Here is a 22,476-nt window from a genome sequence, read left to right as displayed (position 1 = left end):
CGACCACCGCCGACGCGTTCGCACCCGGGGAGATCGCGCCATGTCGCGCACACGCTCTGTCGCCACCTCCACGGCCTCCGGCCCGGGGGTCCCTCGCCGTTCCGTGCTCGCCGCCGCCGGAGCGGTCTCGCTCTCCGCGGGCGTCGGCTACGCCCTGCGCCCCACCGACAGCGCGGCCGCCACCGGCGACGACGTGCCCGTCGCCCACTCCCGGCAGGCCACGGCCGGCGCGCTCGCCCCCTACACCAGGGGCACCACCCTCGCCTCCGTCGCCACCCCGCGCAGCGGCGGCACCTACCGCCGCCTCGGCGACGGCCCCGGCTGGCAGCGCGTGGTGCGCGAGGAGCTGGCCGCGCCCAAGTCCGGCCGCGCGGGCCGCCGTACGGCGCTCGCCGCGTTCGTGCAGTTCACCGACCTGCACCTGATGGACGTCCAGCACCCCCTGCGCTGGGAGTTCCTGCGGGCGGCGGACGTGCACTCCTGGCGCCCGCAGGAGCTGCTCACCGTGCCCGGCGCCATCTCGCTCGTCGAGCGGGTCAACGCCCTGCGCGGCGCCCCCGTCACCGGCGCCCCGCTGCACTTCGTGATGACCACCGGCGACAACACCGACAACAACGCCCACTCCGAACTGGAGTGGTTCATGAAGGTGATGAGCGGCGGCCGCATCACCCCGAACACCGGCGACCCGGGGCACTACGAGGGCGTGCAGAACAGCGGGCTGAAGCTGTACTGGCAGCCCGACTCCCCCCTGCGCGACCGCGACAAGACACTCGGCTTCCCGCATCTGCAGGGCTTCCTGGCCGCCGCGACCCGCGAGGTGCAGAGCCCCGGCCTCAACCTGCCCTGGTACTCCACCGTCGGCAACCACGACACCCTGCCGCTCGGCGCCTACGGCTCCCACGGCGACCGCTACCTCGCCGAGGCGGCCGTCGGCGGCAAGAAGCTCATGGACGTACCGGCCGCCGACGCCAGGAAGCTGCTCGACAGCATCAACCACGCCACCGACCCCAAGGGCACCGGCTACCGCGACTTCCTCAAGGCCCACGCCCGCTCCATGCGCTCGGTCACGCCGGACGAGCGGCGGGCGCCGTACACCCCGGCCGACTACCTCAGGGCCCACCTCGACCCCGCCCACCAGGGGCTCGGCCCGGCCGGGCACGGCTACTCCCCGGCCAACCTCGACGCCGGCAGCCAGTACTACGCCTTCCGCATCTCCGACGACGTCGTCGGCATCAGTCTCGACACCACCGACGCCGGCGGCCACTACAACGGCTCCGTCGGCACCGCCCAGCTGAACTGGCTCGCCAGGACGCTGAAGGACCACAAGGACTCCCACGTCGTCGTCTTCAGCCACCACACCAGCAAGACGATGAACAACACCCGCCCCGACCCGGCCCGCCCCGGCGAGCAGCGGCACACCGGCGCCGAGGTGCTCTCGCTGCTCGCCGCCCACACGAACGTCCTGGCCTGGGTGAACGGCCACGTCCACCAGAACGTCATCACCCCGCACCAGGGCTCCGGCGGCCGCTCCTTCTGGGAGATCTCCACCGCCTCCCACATCGACTTCCCCCACCTCGCCCGGATCATCGAGCTGGTCGACAACAAGGACGGCACGATCTCGCTCTTCACCACTCTGATCGAGTCCGCCGCCCCGCACCGCACCGACTTCACCGACCTCTCCCAGACCGGCCTCGCCGCCCTCTACCGCGAGCTGGCCCGCAACGCCCCCGGCGCCGACACGAGCCTCGGCGGCACCGCGGCGGACCGGAACACCGAGCTGGTGCTCAAGAAGAGCTGAAAATCACCCAACTGGCCTAACGCTGAGCAACCTTCACGCCTCCGGCACCGGTTTCATCCCCCGACCGCACCGTTCATCACATGCTGGGGGAAGACATGCGTGTTCGTACGACTCTGCTGGGCGCCACCGCCCTGCTCGTCTCGGCAGCCCTGGCGGCTCCGGCGTCCGCCGCCGAGGGCCTCGCGGGTGGCGGGCACAGTGCCACCCGCAAGGCCGTCGAGGCCGCCGTCACGGCCGGGGCGCCCGGCGCGACCGCCACCGCGCGGGACGCCCACGGCACCTGGTCCACCACCGCGGGCGTGGGCGACCTGGGCACGGGCAGGCCGCGCTCGGCGGCCGACCGCTACCGCGTCGCCAGCATCACCAAGACCTTCGTCGCCACCGTGCTGCTCCAGCTGGAGGCGGAGGGCCGGCTGTCCCTGGACGACACGGTGGAGACATGGCTGCCGGGCCTCGTCCGCGGGAACGGCAACGACGGCAGCCGCATCACCGTCCGCCGGCTGCTGAACCACACCAGCGGCATCCACGACTACCTCGCCGACACCGACTTCCAGCGCGCCTACTTCACCCCGGACGGCTTCTACGCGCACCGCCACGACACCGTCACCGCGCACGACCTGGTGGCGATCGCGATGCGGCACCGGCCGGACTTCGAGCCGGGCACCTCCTGGAACTACTCCAACACCAACTACGTTCTCGCCGGAATGGTGATCGAGAAGGTGACCGGCCACGCGTACGCCACCGAGATCGACCGCCGCATCATCCGGCCGCTGCGGCTGACCGCGACCTCCGTGCCCGGCACGAGGACCACCCTGCCGCGGCCGAGCAGCCGGGCGTACTCGAAGTTCGCGAACCCGAGCGGCCCCACGTACGACGTCACGGAGCTCAACCCGTCCATCGCCTCCTCCGCCGGCGAGATGATCTCCGACTCCGCCGACCTGGACCGCTTCTACGGCGCCCTGCTCGGCGGAAGGCTCCTCCCGCCCCGGCAGCTGAAGGAGATGAAGACCACCGTCGACAGCCGGATCGCCCCGGGCGTCCGCTACGGCCTCGGCCTCATGGACACCGAACTGGCCTGCGGCGTCCACGTCTGGGGCCACACCGGCGGCATCCACGGCTCGGTGTCCGAGGCGGCCACGAGCGAGGACGGACGGCACTCGGTCGCGGTCAACCTCAACGGCGACTGGACCGGGAACACGGGCGCGGTCGTCGAGGGGGAATTCTGTTAGCCGACGTTTCATTCCCGTCCTTCCGTGTTAACCCGGATGCAATGTCCGTACCGCCTCATATCGGCTAACCCGCTGTTCACGGGGATGGCTCGATCTTCTCGATCGTTGATGCAAGGCGGGTGGTCGTGTGCGCTCCACGCACGGACTGCGGGTGCTGTCGGTCTACGAGGGCTTCTTCTCCGGAGGCGCCCGGATCGTGCACAGCGACGTCGTACTGGGACTGGCCGAGGGCGGCCAGTCCCACCGGGTGCTGAGCATCCATGGCGAGGTGCGCCGCGAGGCCACCCGGCAGCGCATGGAGGACGACGCCTGCTACCGGGCGCTGACGGCCGCCGGGGTCGGCGTCACCTCGCTCGGCCGCAGCGCCGGGCTGGCGGACGGGGCGCTGGCGGCGAACGTTTTCAGCGGCCCGGAGCTGGCCGAAACGGCCCGTGCGATGGCGGGCGCGGACGTCATCCTGTCGCTGAAGGAGCAGCCGCTGGCGCTGGTCAACCAGGCCGGTCTGCCCCGCCGCCCGGTCGTGGTGGCCCTGCACCGCTCCGACCCGGAGAACCAGGGACCCGCGCTGGACGAGCTGACGGCCGCCATCGCGGACGGCACGGTCGTGGCATGCGTGTGCTGCGCCGAGTCGACCCGGGCGGCGTACGAGGCGGCGGGCATCCCGGCCGCCCTGCTGCACGTGATCCCCAACGGGGTGGACCTGCTGAGGTACCGCCCGGACCCGGCGGCGCGCCTCGCCTTCCGGACGTCCCTGGGGATCGCCGCCCCGGCCCCGGTGATCGTCTTCGCGGCCCGGTACGCCCCGATGAAGAACGTCCCGCTCCTCCTCGCCGCCGCCCGCACCTGGCTGGCCCGCGAACCCGAGGGCCGCGTGCTGATGTGCGGGGCGGGCATGACCGGCGAGAACCCCGCCCTGCGGGCCGACATCGAGGTCGCGTTCGGCGAGGACCGGCACCTGGCGGAGCGGATCGGGCTCCTCGGCGTCCGGCACGACATGGAGGCCGTGTACGCCGGTGCCGACGTCGTCGCCCTGACCTCCGTCTCCGGCGAGGCTGCCCCGCTGTGCCTGATCGAGGGCATGATGTGCGGCGCGGTCCCGGTGACGACCGACGTCGGCGACAGCGCGTCGATCGTCGAGGGCCTCGGCTTCGTCACCCCGCCGGACCCGGCCGCGATCGCCCTGGCCTGGTCCGCCGCCATCACCAGCCGCGCCGACCTCGCGCCGGCCCTGGAACTGAGCCGCGAGCGCTTCAGCCGCACGCGGATGATCGCGGCGTACGCGACCCTGCTCGACGCCGTCGCGCCCCTGCCGGTACCGGAGGACGACGCCGCGCGGTACGCCCTCGCGAGTGAACCCGGCCTGTTCCAGGGCCCGTTGCCCGGCGACGGCCTCGGCCTCGATCCGCATCAGGAGCTGCCGGACGAGCTGTAGGAGGGCCCTGCCACGGCTCAGGAGAGCCGGTCGAGGGCCGGGAAGTAGCCGCGTGCCTGGCCCGGTGCCGTCGGGTGGTACGACTCGGTCAGCGCGAACGGGTCGACGCTGTGCAGCCAGGGGCTGCGGGAGCAGATCTCGTGGCCGGCGAAGGCGTCCCTGACGTCGGCGAAGGAGAACCCGTGGCCGGCCGCGCGCCCGGCGATCACGGCGTCCAGACGGTCCACGGCGCTGTCGATGGCGGCACGCTCGGCGTCCTGGAGGCCGCTTCGGCAGGTGCCCTTGAGGTGGTACAGGTGCGGATAGCCGAGCACCACGACGCGCGCGGCGGGCGCCCGGTCCCTGATGGCCGAGTAGAGCCGGTCCAGGCCGTGCGGGAGGGCGTCCGCCATGACGGCGCGCGCCTGGGAGACGGCCGCGAGACAGGGGACGGGGCCGCCCAGCGCGCAGATCGCCATCGCGGAGCCGAAACCCACGTCGCTGCCGCCGACGGTGAGGGTGACCAGCCGGGTACCGGGGCCGAGCGCGCCGAGCTGGCCGGTCAGGACGTCGCCCACCTTGGCGCCGTTGCACGCGGGGAAGGCGAAGGACGCCGCGTGGTGCGCCGCCGCCCACAGCATCGGGTACGACCGGCTGCTGCGCTTGCACTCCGTGCGGCCGGGGAGGTAGTCACCCGCGCCGACGCCGGAGGAGTAGGAGTCGCCGAGGGCCACGTAGCCCGGGGCCGGCGTCCGGGGCGCGCCCTGCGCCGTGGCGGGGGCGGTGGCGAGGCAGGCCGTGGCGAGCAGGAGGGCGGAGCAGCATGCGGCCATCCGGGTGTGTCGCATACGTCCCGGTGTACCGCGGCCCCGGCGGCACCGCCCGCCCGGCTCGGCCGGCCGGGTGAGAGCGGAGCGTCACGAAACGCCGAGGAGGGGCCACCGGAGTCCGTCCGGTGGCCCCTCCCCTCCCCTCCTGCATCCCCCGTCGGTGCTCCTCCGGTCCGTCACTACCGGGGGAGCACCACGACGTACGCGGCCGGGTCGCGGTCGGCGGACGCCATCAGGGCCGTACGGATCACCGTCGCCTGCTGCTCCGGCGACTCGCGGAGCTTCTTCGGCGTGACGTACACGACCGTGATCCCGAGGCGCTCCAGGTGCTCGCGCTTGCGGGTGTACTCCGACCAGAGCGCGTCGTCGTCCTGGCGGGGCGCCCTGGTGTCCAGCTCGACCGCCACCGCCTGGTCGGGCCAGTACGCGTCCAGGCCGCCGAGGTGCGGGCCGCCGGGCAGGCGCAGGTCGATGTTCCAGACCGGGTCCGGCAGGGCGTGGTCGCGGACCATCCGGTACAGGCGGTCCTCGGCGATCGAGCGGCCCTCCGCCAGCAGGGAGTCCACGGCGTCGATCACATGGGGGAGGTTCAGCAGCTTCGCATGGGTCAACTCCCGTACCACCGCCGCCGGTTCGCAGTGGCCGCCGCGCACCGCCTCGGTCAGCAGCCGCCGTACCGTCTGTCCGTCGGTCAGCTCCGCGACCGCGTCCGCCAGCGCCCGGGGCACCGGGGCCACCGGCAGGCCCGTCACCGTGTGGGGCGTGGGCAGGGCGGGGGTGCGCAGGACGCGGACGTAGCCCGCGGAGCGCAGCCGGCGCCGGCGCGGGACGAGGACGTGCACGTGGTCCAGGGAGGTCAGCGGCGGAGTGGCCGAGAAGCCGTACAGGGCCAGCGCGGCGAGACCGGTGATCATCACCTCGGGATAGGCCGGGCGGCGGGCGTCCCGCGGCGTCGGCTGGGACGGCACGCCCGGCGTCCTGTCGGGCGCGTGCTCACGGGCCGCGTACAGCAGGGCCCCGTGCAGCCACTCCTCGCCCGTGGGCGGGCCGGGGTGGAGGAGGACCACGTGCGGGAGCAGTTGCTGCCAGGGGCCGCCGGGGCGGCACTGCTCGTTCAGCTCGGCCGTCGTCACGCCGTGGGCGCGCAGCCGGCCCGCCGTCATGACGCGGCGGTGGGCCTGGGAGAGATGACGGAGGGGGCGGGGGGAGAGCGGGGTGTTGTGCGTCATGGCGTCGGCATTCCCGCGTCTCGTCCCCCCTTTAACCGCTGTTACACGGCCGTCGAAGAATGCGGACAAGCCGGGACTAAAGGTCAGGTGTTCGGGTGCCGAATAGGCAGCGAAAACCCCTGGTCCGAATGGGCGCGGGCCAGGGGTTACGGCTGCGTTTGACCGAATTTCGTAACGGTCACCTACCGGGCAAGCTCAGGCCAAGGCTCAGCGGGTGCCGGCCGCTGCGTCGCACTCCTGTGCGCGCAGCGCCCGCGCCAGGTCGTCCCGCGCCTCCAGGACGAGCCGGCGCAGCGCAGGGGCCGCGTCCCGGTGCTCCTGAAGCCACGCGTCCGTCGCCGCCAGCGTCTGAGGCCGGTCCTGGAGCCCCGGGAACAGACCCCGTACGACGTCCATGCCGATCTGGATCGACCGCTCCCGCCACACCCGCTCGATCGCCGCGAAGTACTTCTCGGCGTACGGCGCGGTCAGCTCCCGCTGCGAGGCCTGGTCGAAGCCCGCGATCGTCGCCTCCACCAGCGCGTTCGACAGCGCGTCGGACTCCACGACCTGCGCCCACGCCTGCGCCTTGACCGCCGCCGAGGGGCGGGCCGCGAGGCAGCGGACCTGGTGGCGCTTGCCGGACGCCGTGTCGTCGCGGGCCAGTTCGGCCGCCAGCACCGGCTCGTCCGCCACGCCGTGCGCGGCCAGCGGCTCCAGGAACGCCCAGCGCAGCTCCTGGTCCACCTCCAGACCGTCGATCGCCGTCGTGCCGTCCAGCAGCCCGGTCAGCAGCTCGAACGCCTCCGGCACGTCGGCCACGCGCGCGTAGAACCGCGCCCACGCCAGCTGGTGCTCACTGCCCGGCTCGGCGGCGTACAGCTCGGCCGAGGCGCCCCGGCACAGCTCCCGCCCGGCCTCCGCGCGCCGCCCGGGCGCGGTGTAGTGCACCGCCGCCGACTCCGCCCACGCGTGCAGCATCTGGAGCACGCCGATGTCGGACTCCCGGCCCGCGAACCTCAGCACCAGCGCGATGAAGTCCCGCGCCGGCAGCAGCGCGTCCCGCGTCATGTTCCACAGCGCCGACCAGCACAGCGCCCGCGCCAGCGGGTCCGTCAGCTCGCCCAGGTGGCCGCGCAGGGTGTCCAGCGAGGCCGCGTCGAAGCGGATCTTGCAGTACGTCAGGTCGTCGTCGTTGACCAGGACCAGGTCCGGGGCGTCGGCGCCCGCCAGCTCCGGGACGAGCGTGCGCGGGCCCTCCACGTCGGTCTCCACGCGCGCGTACCGCTCCAGCGCGCCCTCGGCCGTACACCGGTACAGCCCGACCGCGACCCGGTGCGGACGCAGTTCGGGGTGGGTCCCGGGCGCCTCCTGCACCACCGCGAGCTCACGGACGCGGGAGTCTTCGAGCAGCACCTGCGGGGTCAGCGAGTTGACCCCGGCCGTCTGGAGCCAGGAGCGCGCCCACGCCGACATGTCCCGGCCGCTGGTCTCGCCGAGCGCCGACAGCAGGTCGCCGAGGCGCGTGTTGCCGTACGCGTGCCGCTTGAAGTAGCGGCGGGCGCCCTCCAGGAACGCGTCCTGGCCGACGTACGCCACCAGTTGCTTGAGCACCGAGGCGCCCTTGGCGTAGGTGATGCCGTCGAAGTTCAGCTTGGCGTCCTCCAGGTCACGGATGTCCGCCGTGACCGGATGCGTGGAGGGCAGCTGGTCCGCGCGGTACGCCCACGCCTTGCGGCGGTTGGCGAAGGTGATCCAGGCATCGGTGAAGCGGGTCGCGCCGACGTTGGCGAACGTGCCCATGAAGTCCGCGAAGGACTCCTTCAGCCACAGGTCGTCCCACCACTCCATGGTGACCAGGTCGCCGAACCACATGTGCGCCATCTCGTGCAGGACGACGTTGGACCGCGCCTCGTACGACGCCTGCGTCACCTTGCCGCGGAAGATGTACTCCTCGCGGAAGGTCACCAGACCCGGGTTCTCCATCGCGCCCAGGTTGTACTCGGGCACGAAGGCCTGGTCGTACTTCCCGAACGGGTACGGGTAGTCGAAGTGGTCGTGGAAGAAGTCCAGGCCCTGCTTGGTGACCAGGAAGACGTCGTCGGCGTCGAAGTGCGGGGCGAGCCCCTTGCGGCACATCGCGCCGAGCGGGATCTCCAGCTTGGAGCCGTCCTCGAAGGTGCGGGTGTAGGAGTCGGTCACGTAGTGGTACGGCCCCGCCACCACGCACGTGATGTACGTCGAGATCGGCTTGGTCTCCGCGAACTTCCAGACGCCGTCGGCCAGTTCGCCCGCGCCGTTGCTCCACACCGTCCAGCCCTCGGGTGCCCGGACCTCGAAGCGGTACGGCGCCTTCAGGTCCGGCTGCTCGAAGTTCGCGAACACCCGGCGGGAGTCGGCCGGCTCGTACTGCGTGTAGAGGTAGACCTCGCCGTCCTCGGGGTCGACGAAGCGGTGCAGGCCCTCGCCGGTGCGGGAGTAGGCGCACCGGGCGTCCACCACCAGCTCGTTCTCCGCCGCCAGGTCCTCCAGGAGGATCCGCGCTCCGTCGAAGACCTCGCCCGGGTCCAGGTCCCGGCCGTTGAGCGACACCGACGTCACGCTCGGCGCGACCAGATCGGCGAAGCTCGCGGCGCCCGGCTCGCTGCAGCGGAAGCGGATCGTGGTCACCGAGCGGAACGTGCGCGGCGCTCCTGCCCGGCCGTCCGGTCCCTCGTCCCCGTCGCCGACGGCGGACCGCAGGTCCAGGGACACGTCGTATCCGTCGACCGACAGCAGGGCGGCCCGCTCCCGGGCCTCGTCGCGGGACAGATTCTCACCGGGCACGGGCGGCACTCCTTGGCTGGCGTTCGGTATGTGGACAGGGCCGATCCTGCCATGTGCCCCTGACAGGGGGCAGCGGGGAATCCCTACCGCATCGGTGTCGTTGGCCTTGTTGAGGCTTCAAAAGACCGTTTCGCTGAATGACCGTTTCGCTGAGGAGAGCCATGTCCGAGACCGCGCCGTCGACCGGCAGGACGCCCGTCGACTTCTGGTTCGACCCGCTGTGCCCCTGGGCCTGGATGACGTCCCGCTGGGTGCTGGAGGTGGAGAAGGTCCGGGACATCGAGGTCCGCTGGCACCTGATGAGCCTCGGCGTCCTCAACGAGAACAGGCTCGACGAACTGCCCGAGGAGTACCGGGAGCTGCTGGAGACCAAGGCGTGGGGTCCGGTCCGCGTCGTCATCGCGGCCCAGCAGGAGCACGGCCCGGAGGTGCTCGGCGACCTCTACACCGCGCTCGGCACCCGCATCCACAACCAGGAGGAGGGCCCGGAGAAGTCGACCGTGGCGGCCGCCCTGAAGGACGTCGGGCTGCCCGAATCCCTCATGGACCACTGGGACTCGACCCCCTACGAGGCCGAGCTGCGCGCCTCCCACCAGGAGGGCATCGACAAGGTGGGCCAGGACGTCGGCACCCCGGTCATCGCGGTCCCGGGCCCCGGCGGCGAGCAGATCGCCTTCTTCGGCCCGGTCGTCACCCCCGCCCCGAAGGGCGAGGAGGCGGCCCGCCTGTGGGACGGCACGGTCGCCGTGGCGTCGGTGCCGGGCTTCTACGAGATCAAGCGGACCCGCACCAAGGGCCCGGACTTCAGCAACCTGTGAACAGGTAGCGGCAGGGGAGGACCCCCGCGAGTCACGTCCTCGCGGGGGTCCTCTCTCATCCGCCTGCCGTCGTGAAGGGTGAGAAGACGATCACGAGGCAGGACGCTCAGGGAGCCCGGGGGCTCAGGGGGCGAGCAGCAGCGCGTTCGCGCGGGACTTCGCTGCCTCGTAACGCCGGGCCACGTCCTGCCAGTTGACGACGGCCCACATCGCTTCGACGAAGTCGACCTTCTGGTTCCGGTACTGGAGGTAGAAGGCGTGCTCCCAGGCGTCGAAGACCAGGACCGGGGTCGAACCCTGGCCGACGTTGCCCTGGTGGTCGTAGACCTGCTCCACGATCAGCCGCCCGCTCAGCGGCTCGTACGCCAGCACGCCCCAGCCGGAGCCCTGGGTGGTGGCCGCGGCCTTGGACAGCTGGGTCCGGAACGCGGCGAAGGACCCGAAGGACTCCTTGATCGCCTCGGCCAGCCCGCCCACCCCGTCGGCCGCGAGCGGCTCCCCGCCGCCGTCCTTCGGGCCGGTCATGTTCTGCCAGTAGATGCTGTGCAGGATGTGCCCGGAGAGGTGGAAGGCCAGGTTCTTCTCCAGCCCGTTGACCGAGCCCCAGCTCTCCTCGTCCCGCGCCTGCGCCAGTTGCTCCAGCGTGTCGTTGGCGCCCTTCACATAGGCCGCGTGGTGCTTGTCGTGGTGCAGCTCGATGATCTCCGGGCTGATCACGGGGGCGAGCGCGGAGTAGTCGTACGGCAGGGCGGGCAGCGTGTAGACGGGCATGGGTGATCCCCTCCGGAACCTTATTGCAAAGTACTTGCAAGTGCAGGCTAGCAACAAGAGTGTGGGGGCAACAGAAAGGCCCCCGCGTGTCGCACGCGGGGGCCCCGGTGGGCGGGCGGAGGCGTCAGCCGGTCTTGGCACGCATCTTCTGCCGGGCGTAGCCCACGCCCGCCAGCACCGCCGTCATGCCGCCGGTGAAGTACAACTGGACGCGGGTGTCCGCCTCGCGGGCCATCAGGACGAAGATCGCGGCCATGCCGGCCAGGGCGACCCAGGTGAGGACGGGGAACGCCCACATGCGGACGACCAGCTTCTCGGGGCTCTCGCGTTCGATGCGGCGGCGCAGCAGCAGTTGGGAGACGGCGATGAAGATCCAGACGACCAGGATGACCGCGCCGATCATGTTCAGCAGCCACTTGAAGATGTCGTTCGGCCGCCAGTAGCTGAGCAGCACGCACACGAAACCCAGCACGGAGGAGGTCAGCACCGCGACGCGCGGGACGCCGCCGGACAGCTTCGCCAGCACCTTCGGGCCCTGGCCGCGGGCGACCAGGGAGTAGGCGATGCGCGAGGCGCCGTAGATGTTGGCGTTCATCGCGGAGAGCAGGGCGACCAGGACGACCACGTTCATCAGCCGGCCCGCGCCGGGGATGCCCAGGTGGTCGAGCGTGGCGACGTAGGGACCCTCGGAGACGACCGCCCCCGAGTTCCAGGGGACCAGGGTGACCACGACCGCCATCGAGCCGATGTAGAACAGCGCGATGCGCCACATCGCCGTACGGACGGCGGACGCCACGCCCCGCACCGGGTTCTCCGACTCGGCCGCCGCGATGGTGACCGTCTCCAGGCCGCCGTAGGCGAAGACGGACGCGAGCAGGCCGATGATCAGGCCGTTGCTGCCGTGCGGGAGGAAGTCGGACAGGTTCGCGGTGCCGGGCGCGTCCGTGCCGGGCAGGACGCCCGCGATGGCCAGCACGCCGAGGACCAGGAAGAGGGAGATCGCGCCGACCTTCAGCGTGGCGAACCAGAACTCGAACTCGCCGAAGTTCTTCACGGCGGCCAGGTTCGTCCCGCAGAAGACGACCATGAACAGGGCCACCCACAGCCACTCGGGCGTGCCGGGCAGCCAGCCGGAGACGATGTGGGCCGCGCCGATGCCCTCCAGGCCGACGGCCGTGCACAGCAGGATCCAGAAGGACCAGCCGGCGGCGAAGCCCGCCCACGGGCCGATCGCCCGCTCGGCGTGCGCCGAGAAGGAACCCGAGGACGGGTAGGCGGCCGACATCTCGCCCAGCATCCGCATCACCAGCATCACGAGGAGGCCGGAGACCGTGTAGGCGATGACGATGGACGGCCCGGCGGCGGCGATCCCCGCGCCGGAGCCGACGAACAGACCCGCGCCGATCACCCCGCCGAGGGCGATCATCGACAGATGGCGCTGTTTGAGGCCGTGCGAGAGAGAGGCGCCACCCTGTTGCTGGGGCGGCGTCTTCGTCGTCGGTTCCGGTGCGGGCATGGGCGCGGCTCTCCCCCTGCAATGGGCGGGCAAAAACCCCGCCAGTCTGGGCGGCCCGTCCGCTGAGGCGAAGGGTCTGCCCACTATCCGGACACCTGCCGTACGCACTGTGAACATCCGGTTACGTGATCGCGGCCGCAGCGGCCGCAGCGGCCACAGGCCGCCGGACCGGTCCGACGCCAGGCGGCACGCAGTTCGTGGAGGGCGTGCACACAGCCGGCACAGGCGCGGAGAACATCCGCGGCGGCCTTGGGGAGACGGGACGCCGCCGCGAGGATCGCACTGAATCCTCCGAGGACGGCCAGGACGTGAGTGACACTCATATGGACCACGGTCGTCGCACACAGGCGCCGCAGGACGAATTCCTACGGCAGCCGACACCATCGGACGGGGGAACGGATGGGCACTCCGGGGCAGTTCAAGAAGCCGTCTCTGCCGCCGGGCCGGCTGCGGGACCTCAACGACGCCCTCCACGCGCTGCATCTCGTCGCAGGGCAGCCGAGCCTGGAGACCATGCACCGGCTGCTGCTGAAGCGGATCTCCCGTACCCGGTTGCACGATGCCTTCACCGAGCCGCGGCTGCCGCCGTGGGACACGGTCGATGCGCTGGTCGAGATCCTCGGGACGCGCGCTCCGGGCACCACACCCCAGGAGGTGCTGCCCGAGATGCACGCCCTCTGGGTGCTCGCGTCCCGGCAGAGGTCGCTGCTCAATCCGTATGAGCGCGAGGTGCGGGACGAGATCGTCGAGATTTTCGCGCAGCAGCTGGGGATCAGACCGCGTGAAGTGGAGCTGGACGTACCCCTGGTGGAGATGGAGGTCGATTCCTTCGCGTTGCTCGAAGCCGCGGGCATCATCGAGAGGTGCTTCGACGTCACGTTGGACCCGGAATTCGGCCTCGCGGAAACGGTCGAGGAGGTGGTGCGGCTGACCCTCTCGGCACTGAAGGCGGCGCGCGAGGACTTTGGCGGAACCCCACAGTCCGGCGCCGGTACGCCGGAGTGACCGAAGCGTCCCGGCCTCAGTGACCGGTATCACGCCGTACCGCGTGTCATCGCCACCCTTTGTGTGAAGGGCACGAAGCCACCGTTCCTCCCTTTGTCGACCGCCGACGGTGATCGTCTCGCGGCCGCTGGGATAGCGTCACAGGGTCCCGACGTGCCCACACCACCCGCGGAGTCCTCATGAGCACCGCCACCGCCACCGCTCGCCCCGGCGCAGTCCTCGCCGACCTGCTGCCCGCGTCCCGCGTCCGCGACGCGGCCTTCGTCGTCGGCGGAGCCGTGCTCACCGGCATCGCGGCCCAGGTGGCCGTCCCCGTGCCCGGCTCCCCGGTGCCGGTGACCGGTCAGACCTTCGCCGCGCTGCTCGTCGGCACCACGCTCGGCGCCCGCCGCGGCTTCCTCTCCCTCGCCCTGTACGCGCTCGCGGGCGTGGCCGGTGTGCCGTGGTTCGCGCAGGGCGGCTCCGGCGCGGGCGCGGTCTCCTTCGGCTATGTCCTCGGCATGCTGCTCGCCTCGGCCGCCGTCGGCGCCCTGGCCCGGCGCGGCGCCGACCGCTCCCCGCTGCGCATGGCGGGCGCGATGGTCCTCGGCGAGGCGGTCGTCTACGCCGTCGGCGTGCCGTACCTGGCCCTGGCCGCCCACCTGTCCCTCTCCCAGGCGGTCGCGGCCGGCCTCACCCCGTTCCTGATCGGCGACGCCCTCAAGGCCGCCCTGGCGATGGGCGCCCTGCCCACCGCCTGGAAGTTCGCCGACAAGCGCTAAGCGCTCCGCTGGAAGTACCGCGATGGGCCGTCGTTCGTCTGCGGCGCCGTCGTGGCCGGTCGCGCAGTTCCCCGCGCCCCTTCGGGGCGCGGTCAACTTCGCCGACCCCGCTTTAGACGCCGTAGTTCCTGCAAGCGCTAGACCCCGTAGTTCCTGCGGAAGAGGCTCGCCCGGGTCGTACGTCTCCTTGACCCGGGCGAGCCTCTTTCGCGTATCGGGGTCGTACAGGCCCGCGTCCCGGTCGCCCGCCCCGAAGACGAAGTCGAGCGACCGCCCGAAGGGGGCCCCGGCCGGCACCGCGAACGCCGCGACCACCTGCCCCCAGCGCACCCGGCCTGCATCCGGACGGTACGGGCCTCGGCGTCGACGGTGAGCCCGTCCATCCGCCCGGTGGTGACGAGCAGCCCGCCCTCGTACCCGCCGGGCAGCCCGTGCCCGGTCGCCCGCACCCCGACCGGCAGGCCCTCGGCGGCCGCCTACCGCACGGCGGCCACCACGCCGGCGGCCGAGCGGGCAAGGACGCAGCATGGCCGCACAACCTGACAGGTGGCGTCAGATCATGCGGCCATGTTCCGGATCCTTGCCCGGAGGGCCGGCGTCCGCGGCGTCAGCCGGTGGTGACCTTCTCCGTCTCCTCGACGGCGGCGGTCGGCGCGCGGCCCGCCTCGACCTTCTGCTTCACCAGCGAGATCACGACGACGACCGCCGCCACGCCCACCGACAGCAGCACGGTCGTACGGCCGCTGCTCTCGCCTTCCGTGTCGGTCAGCATGTAGCCGAGGACGAAGACGATGAAGGCGGCCGTGATCCAGGTCAGGTACGGGTACAGCCACATCCGCACGACGAGCTTCTCCGGCGCCTCCCGCTGGATGATCTTCCGCATCCGCAGCTGCGAGAAGCAGATGACCAGCCACACGAACAGGGCCACCGCACCCGAGGAGTTGACGAGGAAGAGGAAGACGGTGTCCGGGTAGGCGTAGTTGAAGAAGACCGCCACGAAACCGAAGACGACCGACGCCAGGATCGCCGCCATCGGCACACCGCGCGCGGTGGTACGGGCGAACGCCTTCGGCGCGTCACCGCGCTCACCCAGCGAGAACGCCATGCGGGAGGCGGTGTACAGGCCGGAGTTGAGACAGGACAGCACTGCCGTCAGCACAACGACGTCCATGATCTGGCCGGCGTGCGCGATCCCGAGGGAGTTCAGCGCGGCGACGTACGAGCCCTGCTTCGCGAGGGACGGGTCGTTCCACGGCAGCAGCGAGACCACGACGAGGATCGAGCCGAGGTAGAAGACGCCGATCCGCCAGATGATGCTGTTGGTGGCCTTGGTGACCGCGCGCTGCGGGTCCTCCGACTCGCCGGCCGCCAGGGTCGCGATCTCGCTGCCCATGAAGGAGAAGACGACCAGCAGGACGCCGGTGAGGATCGTGCCCGGACCGTGCGGCAGGAAGCCGCCGTGGCTGGTGAGGTTCCCGAAGGACGCCTTGTCGGTGTGCGCGCCCGGCAGGACGCCGAAGATCGCGAGCAGGCCGACGACGATGAACGCGCCGATCGCCACGACCTTGATGCCGGCGAACCAGAACTCGAACTCGCCGTAGGAGCCGACGGAGACCAGGTTGGTCGCGGTCAGCACGGCCATCACGATGAGCGCCCAGCCCCACTGCGGTACGGCCGGCACCCAGCCCGCGAGGATCTTGGCGCCTGCGGTGCCCTCGACGGCCAGCACGACGACCCAGAAGAACCAGTAGAGCCAGCCGATGGAGAAGCCGGCCCAGCGGCCCAGCGCACGGTCGGCGTGCGCGGAGAAGGAGCCGGAGGTGGGGTTCGCGGCGGACATCTCGCCCAGCATCCGCATCACGAGGACGACGAGGGTGCCGACGAGCGCGTACGACAGGAGGATGCCGGGTCCCGCGGTCGCGATACCGGAGCTGGAGCCGACGAAGAGGCCGGCTCCGATGACGCCACCGATCGCGATCATCGTCAGATGGCGGTTCTTGAGTCCTGCTTGGAGTCCCGAACCAGGGGTCATGGACGGTTTCCTTTACGCCAGGTGTGGAGCAAATTCGCACGAGCGGTGTACGAGTCGGACCAGTGAATCGGAGGCGAACGGATTCGGGAACCTCCGAAACGGGATCGTTACTTGAGGTTCCCTTGAGGTTCTATGGTTTTGCTCACACATTTCGGACTCAACGGCGGTCGCGTCCGGGGCCCGGCACCCGGGGCTGCTGCGCCGCATGGGTCATGTCACACTCATGGCATGCGCGTGTACCTCGGCTCCGACCATGCGGGCTACGAACTCAAGAACCACCTCGTCGACTGGCTCAAGGCGGCGGGGCACGAGCCCGTCGACTGCGGGCCGCACATCTACGACGCCCAGGACGACTACCCGCCCTTCTGCCTCCGCGCGGCGGAGCGTACGGCCGCGGACCCCGAGGCCCTCGGCATCGTGATCGGCGGCTCCGGCAACGGCGAGCAGATCGCCGCGAACAAGGTCAAGGGCGTGCGGGCGGCGCTGGCCTGGAGCGAGGAGACCGCGTCGCTGGGCCGCCAGCACAACAACGCCAACGTCGTGGCGGTGGGCGCGCGCATGCACACGCAGGACGAGGCGACGAAGTTCGTCGAGACCTTCCTCGGCACCCCGTTCTCGGGCGACGAGCGCCACATCCGCCGCATCGACATGCTGTCGGCCTACGAGACGACCGGCGACCTGCCCCCGATCCCGGCCCACCACCCCCAGCAGTAGGGACCCCGGGGGCTCCGCCCCCGGCCCTCCGCCCTGCCTGAAAGGACAGCTCAGCCTTGCCGGAAGGGCACACCATTCACCGGCTGGCCCAGGACTACGCCGAGCGTTTCCGGGGCACCGCCCCGCGGGTGACCAGCCCCCAGGGCAAGTTCTCCGACGCCGCCGCCCTGCTGGACAGAGCCACGCTCACGGCCACCGAAGCCCACGGCAAGCACCTCTTCCTCCGCTTCCGGGACACCGACTGGGTCCACATCCACCTCGGCCTCTTCGGCAAGGTCGGCTTCGGCAGAGCCCCCGCACCCCCGCCGGCCGACACCGTCCGGCTCCGGCTCGTCAACGACACCGCCTACGTCGACCTGCGCGGGCCGACCACGTGCGCGCTGATCACCGACGCCGAGAAGGACGCCGTACACGACCGCCTCGGCCCCGACCCGCTGCGCGAGGACGCCGACCCGAGCGCGGCCTACCACCGTGTCTCGCGCAGCCGTACGACGATCGCCGCCCTGCTCATGGACCAGAAGATCGTCGCCGGCGTCGGCAACGTCTACCGCGCCGAAGTCCTCTTCCGGCACCGCATCGACCCGTACCGGGCGGGCCGGGACATCACCCCGGCGCAGTGGGACGCCGTCTGGGGCGATCTCGTCGCGCTGATGCGCGAGGGCGTGCGGAACAACCGCATCGACACCGTCCGGCCCGAGCACACCCCCGAGGCCATGGGCCGCCCGCCGCGCGTGGACGACCACGGCGGCGAGGTGTACGTCTACCGCCGCGCCGCCCAGGCCTGCCACGTCTGCGGCGACGAGATCCGCACCGCCGGCCTCGCCGCCCGCAACCTCTTCTGGTGCCCCACCTGCCAGAAGCCCTGAACCGGGCAGCGGCGTCAGAAGCCGTGCGGCAGCCACGGCGGCACCGGTGAGCCGAACGCCACCGACGCCTCCGTGAGCGCCCCCGGCCGCAGCTCCTGCACCCGCCCGGCGCGCGCGAGTGACAGCAGGCTCACCCCGCCGAGGTAGGCCGCCCCCAACTCCCGTACGGACAGGGCGAGATCGGCGGCGTCCGTGGTCCGCTCGCAGGACGCGCCCTTCGGGTCGCCCGTGAGCCGCACACGGCCCGCGTTCCAGGGGCAGAAGGCGTCCTCGACCTCGAACACGACGTCCACCGGGGTCTGGTACGTGCGGGCCGACAGGGCAGCGTCGACGTCGACCAGGCGGACGTGACCTGAGTCCCGCAGGCGCGGGCGGCAGCGGCGGATGTCGCTCACCAGGTACTGCCAGGCGTCGTCCACGGGGCGCCCGTGCAGGCTCAGCGTCGACATCAGGTCGATGCCGAACAGGAAGCGCCACAGCGCCGCGTCCGTCGCGGGGTCCAGCGCGGCCAGGTCCTCCAGCTTCACCGTGCCGTCGTGCCCGTCCGGCCCCCAGCCGAGCTTGGTGCGGTAGCGGGCGTACCCGGTGACCCGTCCGTCCCCCTCCGCGACCACGCAGCGCAGCGCCGACGCGCCCTCCCGCTCGCTCTCCGGGTCCAGCAGACCCACCCGCTCCCAGCCCGGCTGCCGGGCCAGCATCCCGGGCCGGCCCGGCACCAGGGCCGCGTACACCGACTCGCACGCGTCGAGCACGCCGGCGGGCTCCGCGTACCGCACCCGCACGTCCTCCGTGCCGGCGGGCAGCGTGAGCGAGACCCGGCTCGTGTCGATCTCGGCCGTCAGCTGGAGGGCAGCCGCGCCGTAGCCGAAGCGGCCGTAGATGGCCGGCTCGGACGCGAACAGCACCGCCAGGGGCTCGCCCAGCGCACGGACGTCGTCCAGCTGCCGGCGCATCATCGAGGTCAGCACCCCGCGCCGCCGGTGCGTGGCCGCCACGCTCACCATGGTCACGCCGGCCGCCGGGACCCCGGCACCGCCCGGCACGGTCATCCGGAAGCTGAACGCCCCGGCCGTCCCGACGATCTCGTCCCCGTCCAGGGCGGCCAGCGAGCGGTCGAACTCCGTGAGGGAGCGGTCCAGTTCGCGCTCCTCGGCCGCGGCGACCCCGCCGAAGGCCCGCACCAGCCCGTCCCACCAGCGGTCGAAGTCCTCCGGCCGCAGCACCGTCAACCCGGTCGCGTGATCTGTCCGCTCTGTCCCCATGACCCATGCCTATCAAGGCGGCCCGGACCGGGCCAGCGAATTTGCCCGGGACCGGAGCACGGCGGCCGCGCGTGCCGTTCACTGTGAGGACCAACTGTGCCCAGGAGCCCTGGAAAAGCCGTCGGGGGGCCCCGGAGGGGGGACAAGTGGGACCTCCCGTGCCAAGGAACCGGTCCGATGGATAGGGTCGCGAACTAATGGCAGCAGGACGAGAGCGGCGCGCGAAGGCCGAGACGTTCACGGCCCGGTGGAAGATGCAGTGGCACCGGGTCCGCACCGGCCTGCGCAGAAGCGCCGTGGACTACTTCCGCGGCGACGGCTCCGACTGGATCGCGTTCGCCGGACTGCTGCTGACCATCCCGGTCCTCATGGCCATGACCCTGGTCGACTCGGTGTGGTGCTCCCCGGCCACGCTGGTGCTGCCGATCGTCGCGGGCGGCCTGCTGCTGCGCCCGGCGAGCCTGCTCGGACTGTACGCGGCCGGGGCGACCGCCCTGATCGTGGAGTCGGTCCGGCTGGGCCCGTACACGGAGGGACCGAGCCGTGTCACCCCGGGCGTGGTCCTCGTCGTCGCGGCCTGCGGCTTCTTCGGCCTGCTCACGGCCCAGTTCCGCAGCCGGGTCGGCGTGCCCTGGCGGCGCGGCGGCACCATGCTGTTCGACCTGCGCGAACGGATCCGGGTACAGAGCAAGCTGCCGAAGCTGCCGCAGGGCTGGCACCACGAGATGGCGCTGCGGCCGGCCGGCGGCCAGTCCTTCTCCGGCGACTTCGTCGTCGCGGCCCGTACGAACGGCGGCCGCACCCTGGAGGTCGTGCTCACGGACGTCTCCGGCAAGGGCATGGACGCGGGCTCGCGCGCCCTGCTCCTGTCGGGCGCCTTCGGCGGCCTCCTCGGCTCCCTGCCCCCGCACGCCTTCCTCCCCGCCGCGAACGGCTACCTCCTGCGTCAGGACTGGGACGAGGGCTTCGCCACCTCCATCCATCTCGTCCTGGACCTCGACTCCGGGGACTACGAGCTGTACACCGCCGGCCATCCGCCGGGCCTCCAGCTCAGCGCGGGCAGCGGCCGCTGGGAGGAGAAGGCCGCCGAGGGCCCGCTGCTCGGCGTGTACGACGGCGCACAGTTCGACCCGGTGAAGGGCTCGCTGCGCCCGGGCGACGTCCTGATGCTCTTCACCGACGGCCTGGTGGAGACCGCCGACCGGGACATCGTCGAGGGCATGGACCGCCTCACCGGCGAGGCCGACCGCTACGTCGCCGGCGGCTTCCACGGCGCCGCCTGGCATCTGATCGAGGCCGTGGCCAAGGACGTCAACGACGACCGGGCCCTGCTCCTGATCTGCCGCCAGTCATCGACACCGACACCACCGCAGCTCCACTGACCCACCGCGTGCCTCCGCCGGCGGGGGAGCAGCCGGGGTTCCGGTGGGCGGGCGGGACACCGGGTGGACGAAGCGCGCCGGGGACGGGGCACACTGGGGCGATGACACAGCCCACGCCCGCGTCGTCGCCCGTGCCCGAGCCGGTGGCCGCGCCTTCGCCCGAACCCGCGGCCCTGCTGACGCTCGCCGAGGTGGAGGCCCTGGCGCGGGCCGCCCACGCGGGGCAGACCGACAAGGCGGGACGGCCGTACGCCGGACACCTCGCCGCCGTCGCCGAGGGCGTGCGCGTCCGCGGCGGGGACGCGGAGCAGATCGCGGCGGCCTGGCTGCACGACGCCGTCGAGGACGACGCGCTCAGCCGGGAGTGGCTGGCGGCGGCCGCCCTGACCGAGCGCACCAAGGCCATCGTGGACGCCCTCACCAAGCGGGCGGGGGAGGAGCCGGCGGCGTACGCCCGGCGGATCCTCGCCACCCCGGGCGCGCGCCTGGTGAAGGAGGCCGACCTGGCCCACAACGCCGACCCCGAGCGCCTCGCGGTCCTGGCCGAGCCGACCCGCGGACGACTGACCGAGAAGTACGCGGCGATGCGCGCGCTCCTCGGCCTCGGCGAGGAGTGAGCCGAACCCCCAGCCGCGTCGTCGCCGCTCGCCGACCCCGCCCCCGACCTCCTAGACGGCGACCGACTCCCGGGCCGCCGCCCTCTCCTTCTTCTCCCGCTCGCGGGAGAGCTCGGCCGCGTCCTGCCGGAACGCCCACTCCATCCTCGGCTCCATCGCGAAGCGGAAGACCCGCTGGACCGGCCTGGTGCACAGCAGCGTGACGACGGAGCCGGCCAGCAGCGTCACGAGGATCTCGCCGAGCGGGCCGTGCAGCCAGGCGTGGTCGAACCAGCCGCCGTAGGTGGCGGTCTTCACCACGAAGCCGTGCAGCAGATAGCCGTACAGCGTGCCCGCGCCGAGAGCGGTGAACCACGTCCTGCGCCGGGGCACCCACGCGAAGAAGACGGCGGTCAGCAGCAGCGCACAGGCGAACAGCGCCAGCGTCATGAGCGGGCCGGTCCACCACGGCGCGCCCAGATTCTGCGCGGCGCTCTCGCGGTAGAACCAGTTGTCGTCCAGGCGCGGCGCGGTCCACCAGCCGACAGCCAGCGCCGCCGCGGCCACCGGCACCGACGCGATCCGCACCCACCTGCGGCGCAGCGCGGCGAAGTGCTCGGGTTCCAGCTTCAGGCCCAGCACGAAGAAGGGCAGGAACTGCAGGACGCGTCCCAGGTCCAGGGCGCCCCCGGTGCCCACGGAGACCGAGCCGACCACGGCGATCCCGAGCGCGACCGGCACCGGCCGGCGCACCAGCTTCCACAGGGGGCTGCTCAGGCGCCAGACGAACAGCGCGCACAGGAACCACGTCAGGTACCAGGGGGAGACGAGGTCGAACGGCTCGGGGGAGTGGCCGACGAAGTGCCGGAACAGCAGATACGCCGTCTGGAACACGACGTACGGCACGGCGATCCCGGTGACCAGGCGCTTCAGCCGGTCGGGGCGCATGTCGAAGCTGCGCGAGAAGTAGCCGGAGATGATGACGAAGGCCGGCATGTGGAAGGTGTACACGACGTTGTACAGGCCTTCGAGGACGCGGCTGTCGCTCTTGAGCGGCGCCCAGGAGTGGCCCGCGGCCACCAGCACGATCGCCAGGAACTTGACGTTGTCGAAGAACGCGTCGCGCGATGCGCCCGGTCTCCCGGCGGGAGGCTGCCGCTCCTGCGCACCGGCCGGGGTACGCGGACCGGGCACCCTGTCCGCCGGCTCGCGCGACGGAGGAAGTGCCCTGCGGAAGTGACCGAGAGGCGAGGCGGCATCGAACATCTGAGGCACCCTAGCCTCGGCTGTGGAATTTCGTAAAACCCGCCCATGCATTCCTGGTTAATGTCTTCGAATGTCCCCTGATTTACATGCGCTTGGATCGTTGGTTCACCCTAGATGTCCCGATTCATCCCCACTAAATGGGGCATATTGCGGCTCTGTGCGATCAATTCGAATTACCTGCGCAC

The 22,476-nt window shown here is 71.8% G+C and carries 19 protein-coding genes; 10 read left to right on the top strand and 9 right to left on the bottom strand.

The genetic code is table 11. The features are described 5' to 3' along the window. Positions 1 to 40 precede the first annotated feature (40 nt). The 3 genes from AC4OXY_RS19995 to AC4OXY_RS19985 all read left to right on the top strand — a co-directional run bounded on the left by AC4OXY_RS19995 (position 41) and on the right by AC4OXY_RS19985 (position 4,459). Positions 41 to 1,798 carry a TIGR03767 family metallophosphoesterase gene (locus AC4OXY_RS19995; protein ID WP_491994347.1) on the top strand — a complete coding sequence of 586 codons (1,758 nt, stop codon included), beginning with the start codon at positions 41 to 43 and terminating at the stop codon, positions 1,796 to 1,798. Between the two features lie 95 nt (positions 1,799 to 1,893). Next, complete coding sequence (locus AC4OXY_RS19990) at positions 1,894 to 3,027, top strand: serine hydrolase domain-containing protein (protein ID WP_491994346.1); 1,134 nt, start codon at positions 1,894 to 1,896, stop codon at positions 3,025 to 3,027. A 151-nt stretch (positions 3,028 to 3,178) separates the two neighbouring features. After that, a complete protein-coding gene (locus AC4OXY_RS19985) occupies positions 3,179 to 4,459 on the top strand; it encodes a glycosyltransferase (RefSeq protein WP_491994619.1) in 1,281 nt (426 codons plus the stop codon). A gap of 17 nt (positions 4,460 to 4,476) precedes the next feature. Here the strand turns inward: AC4OXY_RS19985 and AC4OXY_RS19980 are convergent, their stop codons facing one another. From AC4OXY_RS19980 to pepN, 3 genes are all read right to left on the bottom strand, one after another. Continuing rightward, on the bottom strand, positions 4,477 to 5,286 hold the full coding sequence (locus AC4OXY_RS19980) for an SGNH/GDSL hydrolase family protein (RefSeq protein WP_356022836.1): 810 nt from the start codon (positions 5,284 to 5,286) through the stop codon (positions 4,477 to 4,479). A gap of 161 nt (positions 5,287 to 5,447) precedes the next feature. Further along, positions 5,448 to 6,497 carry a hypothetical protein gene (locus tag AC4OXY_RS19975; protein ID WP_491994345.1) on the bottom strand — a complete coding sequence of 350 codons (1,050 nt, stop codon included), beginning with the start codon at positions 6,495 to 6,497 and terminating at the stop codon, positions 5,448 to 5,450. A 207-nt stretch (positions 6,498 to 6,704) separates the two neighbouring features. Further along, positions 6,705 to 9,302: an aminopeptidase N gene (gene pepN / locus AC4OXY_RS19970; RefSeq protein WP_491994344.1), complete on the bottom strand. Its 2,598-nt coding sequence runs from the start codon at positions 9,300 to 9,302 to the stop codon at positions 6,705 to 6,707. A 161-nt stretch (positions 9,303 to 9,463) separates the two neighbouring features. Here pepN and AC4OXY_RS19965 point away from each other — a divergent pair, with 161 nt between their 5' ends. After that, positions 9,464 to 10,120, top strand: coding sequence for a mycothiol-dependent nitroreductase Rv2466c family protein (locus AC4OXY_RS19965; RefSeq protein WP_356022830.1), 657 nt, complete (start codon positions 9,464 to 9,466; stop codon positions 10,118 to 10,120). Positions 10,121 to 10,243: 123 nt separating this feature from the next. On the opposite strand, the gene AC4OXY_RS19960 is transcribed toward AC4OXY_RS19965, so the two are convergent. Both AC4OXY_RS19960 and AC4OXY_RS19955 read right to left on the bottom strand, forming a co-directional pair. Beyond that, positions 10,244 to 10,891, bottom strand: a complete 648-nt coding sequence (locus tag AC4OXY_RS19960; RefSeq protein WP_376285569.1) for a superoxide dismutase — start codon at positions 10,889 to 10,891, stop codon at positions 10,244 to 10,246. A 124-nt stretch (positions 10,892 to 11,015) separates the two neighbouring features. Continuing rightward, on the bottom strand, positions 11,016 to 12,407 hold the full coding sequence (locus AC4OXY_RS19955) for an amino acid permease (RefSeq protein ID WP_376285566.1): 1,392 nt from the start codon (positions 12,405 to 12,407) through the stop codon (positions 11,016 to 11,018). Between the two features lie 399 nt (positions 12,408 to 12,806). Here AC4OXY_RS19955 and AC4OXY_RS19950 point away from each other — a divergent pair, with 399 nt between their 5' ends. Together AC4OXY_RS19950 and AC4OXY_RS19945 are read left to right on the top strand one after the other, a co-directional pair. Then, the gene (locus tag AC4OXY_RS19950; protein WP_491994343.1) at positions 12,807 to 13,412 is read left to right on the top strand and encodes an acyl carrier protein; all 606 of its coding nucleotides are present in this window, start codon (positions 12,807 to 12,809) and stop codon (positions 13,410 to 13,412) included. A gap of 179 nt (positions 13,413 to 13,591) precedes the next feature. Continuing rightward, positions 13,592 to 14,173, top strand: a complete 582-nt coding sequence (locus AC4OXY_RS19945) for a biotin transporter BioY (RefSeq protein ID WP_376285562.1) — start codon at positions 13,592 to 13,594, stop codon at positions 14,171 to 14,173. 137 nt (positions 14,174 to 14,310) lie between these two features. Here the strand turns inward: AC4OXY_RS19945 and AC4OXY_RS19940 are convergent, their stop codons facing one another. Further along, positions 14,311 to 14,622 carry a hypothetical protein gene (locus AC4OXY_RS19940; RefSeq protein WP_491994342.1) on the bottom strand — a complete coding sequence of 104 codons (312 nt, stop codon included), beginning with the start codon at positions 14,620 to 14,622 and terminating at the stop codon, positions 14,311 to 14,313. Positions 14,623 to 14,780: 158 nt separating this feature from the next. Next, entirely contained in the window at positions 14,781 to 16,205 is a 1,425-nt protein-coding gene (locus AC4OXY_RS19935; RefSeq protein ID WP_491994341.1) for an amino acid permease, read from the bottom strand. A gap of 228 nt (positions 16,206 to 16,433) precedes the next feature. Between AC4OXY_RS19935 and AC4OXY_RS19930 the strand changes: the two genes are divergently transcribed. Further along, entirely contained in the window at positions 16,434 to 16,919 is a 486-nt protein-coding gene (locus AC4OXY_RS19930) for a ribose-5-phosphate isomerase (protein WP_376285556.1), read from the top strand. Positions 16,920 to 16,975: 56 nt separating this feature from the next. Next, a complete protein-coding gene (locus AC4OXY_RS19925; protein ID WP_491994340.1) occupies positions 16,976 to 17,785 on the top strand; it encodes an Fpg/Nei family DNA glycosylase in 810 nt (269 codons plus the stop codon). A 14-nt stretch (positions 17,786 to 17,799) separates the two neighbouring features. Here AC4OXY_RS19925 and AC4OXY_RS19920 read toward each other — a convergent pair whose 3' ends face one another. Then, entirely contained in the window at positions 17,800 to 19,047 is a 1,248-nt protein-coding gene (locus tag AC4OXY_RS19920) for a GNAT family N-acetyltransferase (RefSeq protein WP_491994339.1), read from the bottom strand. A gap of 197 nt (positions 19,048 to 19,244) precedes the next feature. Between AC4OXY_RS19920 and AC4OXY_RS19915 the strand changes: the two genes are divergently transcribed. Together AC4OXY_RS19915 and AC4OXY_RS19910 are read left to right on the top strand one after the other, a co-directional pair. Then, positions 19,245 to 20,429: a SpoIIE family protein phosphatase gene (locus AC4OXY_RS19915; protein WP_356022807.1), complete on the top strand. Its 1,185-nt coding sequence runs from the start codon at positions 19,245 to 19,247 to the stop codon at positions 20,427 to 20,429. 101 nt (positions 20,430 to 20,530) lie between these two features. Next, a complete protein-coding gene (locus tag AC4OXY_RS19910) occupies positions 20,531 to 21,046 on the top strand; it encodes an HD domain-containing protein (RefSeq protein ID WP_491994338.1) in 516 nt (171 codons plus the stop codon). 51 nt (positions 21,047 to 21,097) lie between these two features. Here AC4OXY_RS19910 and AC4OXY_RS19905 read toward each other — a convergent pair whose 3' ends face one another. After that, on the bottom strand, positions 21,098 to 22,291 hold the full coding sequence (locus AC4OXY_RS19905) for an acyltransferase family protein (RefSeq protein ID WP_376285547.1): 1,194 nt from the start codon (positions 22,289 to 22,291) through the stop codon (positions 21,098 to 21,100). Between the last annotated feature and the right edge of the window lie 185 nt (positions 22,292 to 22,476).

The organism is Streptomyces sp. HUAS MG56 (genome assembly GCF_058673395.1).
This window is presented reverse-complemented; position numbering and strand designations above follow the sequence as displayed.

Bases quoted from the DNA above. Each gene is read 5' to 3' on its own strand.
- AC4OXY_RS19960 (WP_376285569.1), bottom strand. From the start codon at position 10,891: ATGCCCGTCTACACGCTGCCCGCCCTGCCGTACGACTACTCCGCGCTC.
- AC4OXY_RS19980 (WP_356022836.1), bottom strand. From the start codon at position 5,286: ATGCGACACACCCGGATGGCCGCATGCTGCTCCGCCCTCCTGCTCGCC.
- AC4OXY_RS19945 (WP_376285562.1), top strand. From the start codon at position 13,592: ATGAGCACCGCCACCGCCACCGCTCGCCCCGGCGCAGTCCTCGCCGAC.
- AC4OXY_RS19965 (WP_356022830.1), top strand. From the start codon at position 9,464: ATGTCCGAGACCGCGCCGTCGACCGGCAGGACGCCCGTCGACTTCTGG.
- AC4OXY_RS19950 (WP_491994343.1), top strand. From the start codon at position 12,807: ATGGGCACTCCGGGGCAGTTCAAGAAGCCGTCTCTGCCGCCGGGCCGG.
- AC4OXY_RS19930 (WP_376285556.1), top strand. From the start codon at position 16,434: ATGCGCGTGTACCTCGGCTCCGACCATGCGGGCTACGAACTCAAGAAC.
- AC4OXY_RS19905 (WP_376285547.1), bottom strand. From the start codon at position 22,291: ATGTTCGATGCCGCCTCGCCTCTCGGTCACTTCCGCAGGGCACTTCCT.
- AC4OXY_RS19955 (WP_376285566.1), bottom strand. From the start codon at position 12,407: ATGCCCGCACCGGAACCGACGACGAAGACGCCGCCCCAGCAACAGGGT.
- AC4OXY_RS19990 (WP_491994346.1), top strand. From the start codon at position 1,894: ATGCGTGTTCGTACGACTCTGCTGGGCGCCACCGCCCTGCTCGTCTCG.
- AC4OXY_RS19920 (WP_491994339.1), bottom strand. From the start codon at position 19,047: ATGGGGACAGAGCGGACAGATCACGCGACCGGGTTGACGGTGCTGCGG.
- AC4OXY_RS19915 (WP_356022807.1), top strand. From the start codon at position 19,245: ATGGCAGCAGGACGAGAGCGGCGCGCGAAGGCCGAGACGTTCACGGCC.
- AC4OXY_RS19995 (WP_491994347.1), top strand. From the start codon at position 41: ATGTCGCGCACACGCTCTGTCGCCACCTCCACGGCCTCCGGCCCGGGG.
- AC4OXY_RS19935 (WP_491994341.1), bottom strand. From the start codon at position 16,205: ATGACCCCTGGTTCGGGACTCCAAGCAGGACTCAAGAACCGCCATCTG.
- AC4OXY_RS19975 (WP_491994345.1), bottom strand. From the start codon at position 6,497: ATGACGCACAACACCCCGCTCTCCCCCCGCCCCCTCCGTCATCTCTCC.
- AC4OXY_RS19910 (WP_491994338.1), top strand. From the start codon at position 20,531: ATGACACAGCCCACGCCCGCGTCGTCGCCCGTGCCCGAGCCGGTGGCC.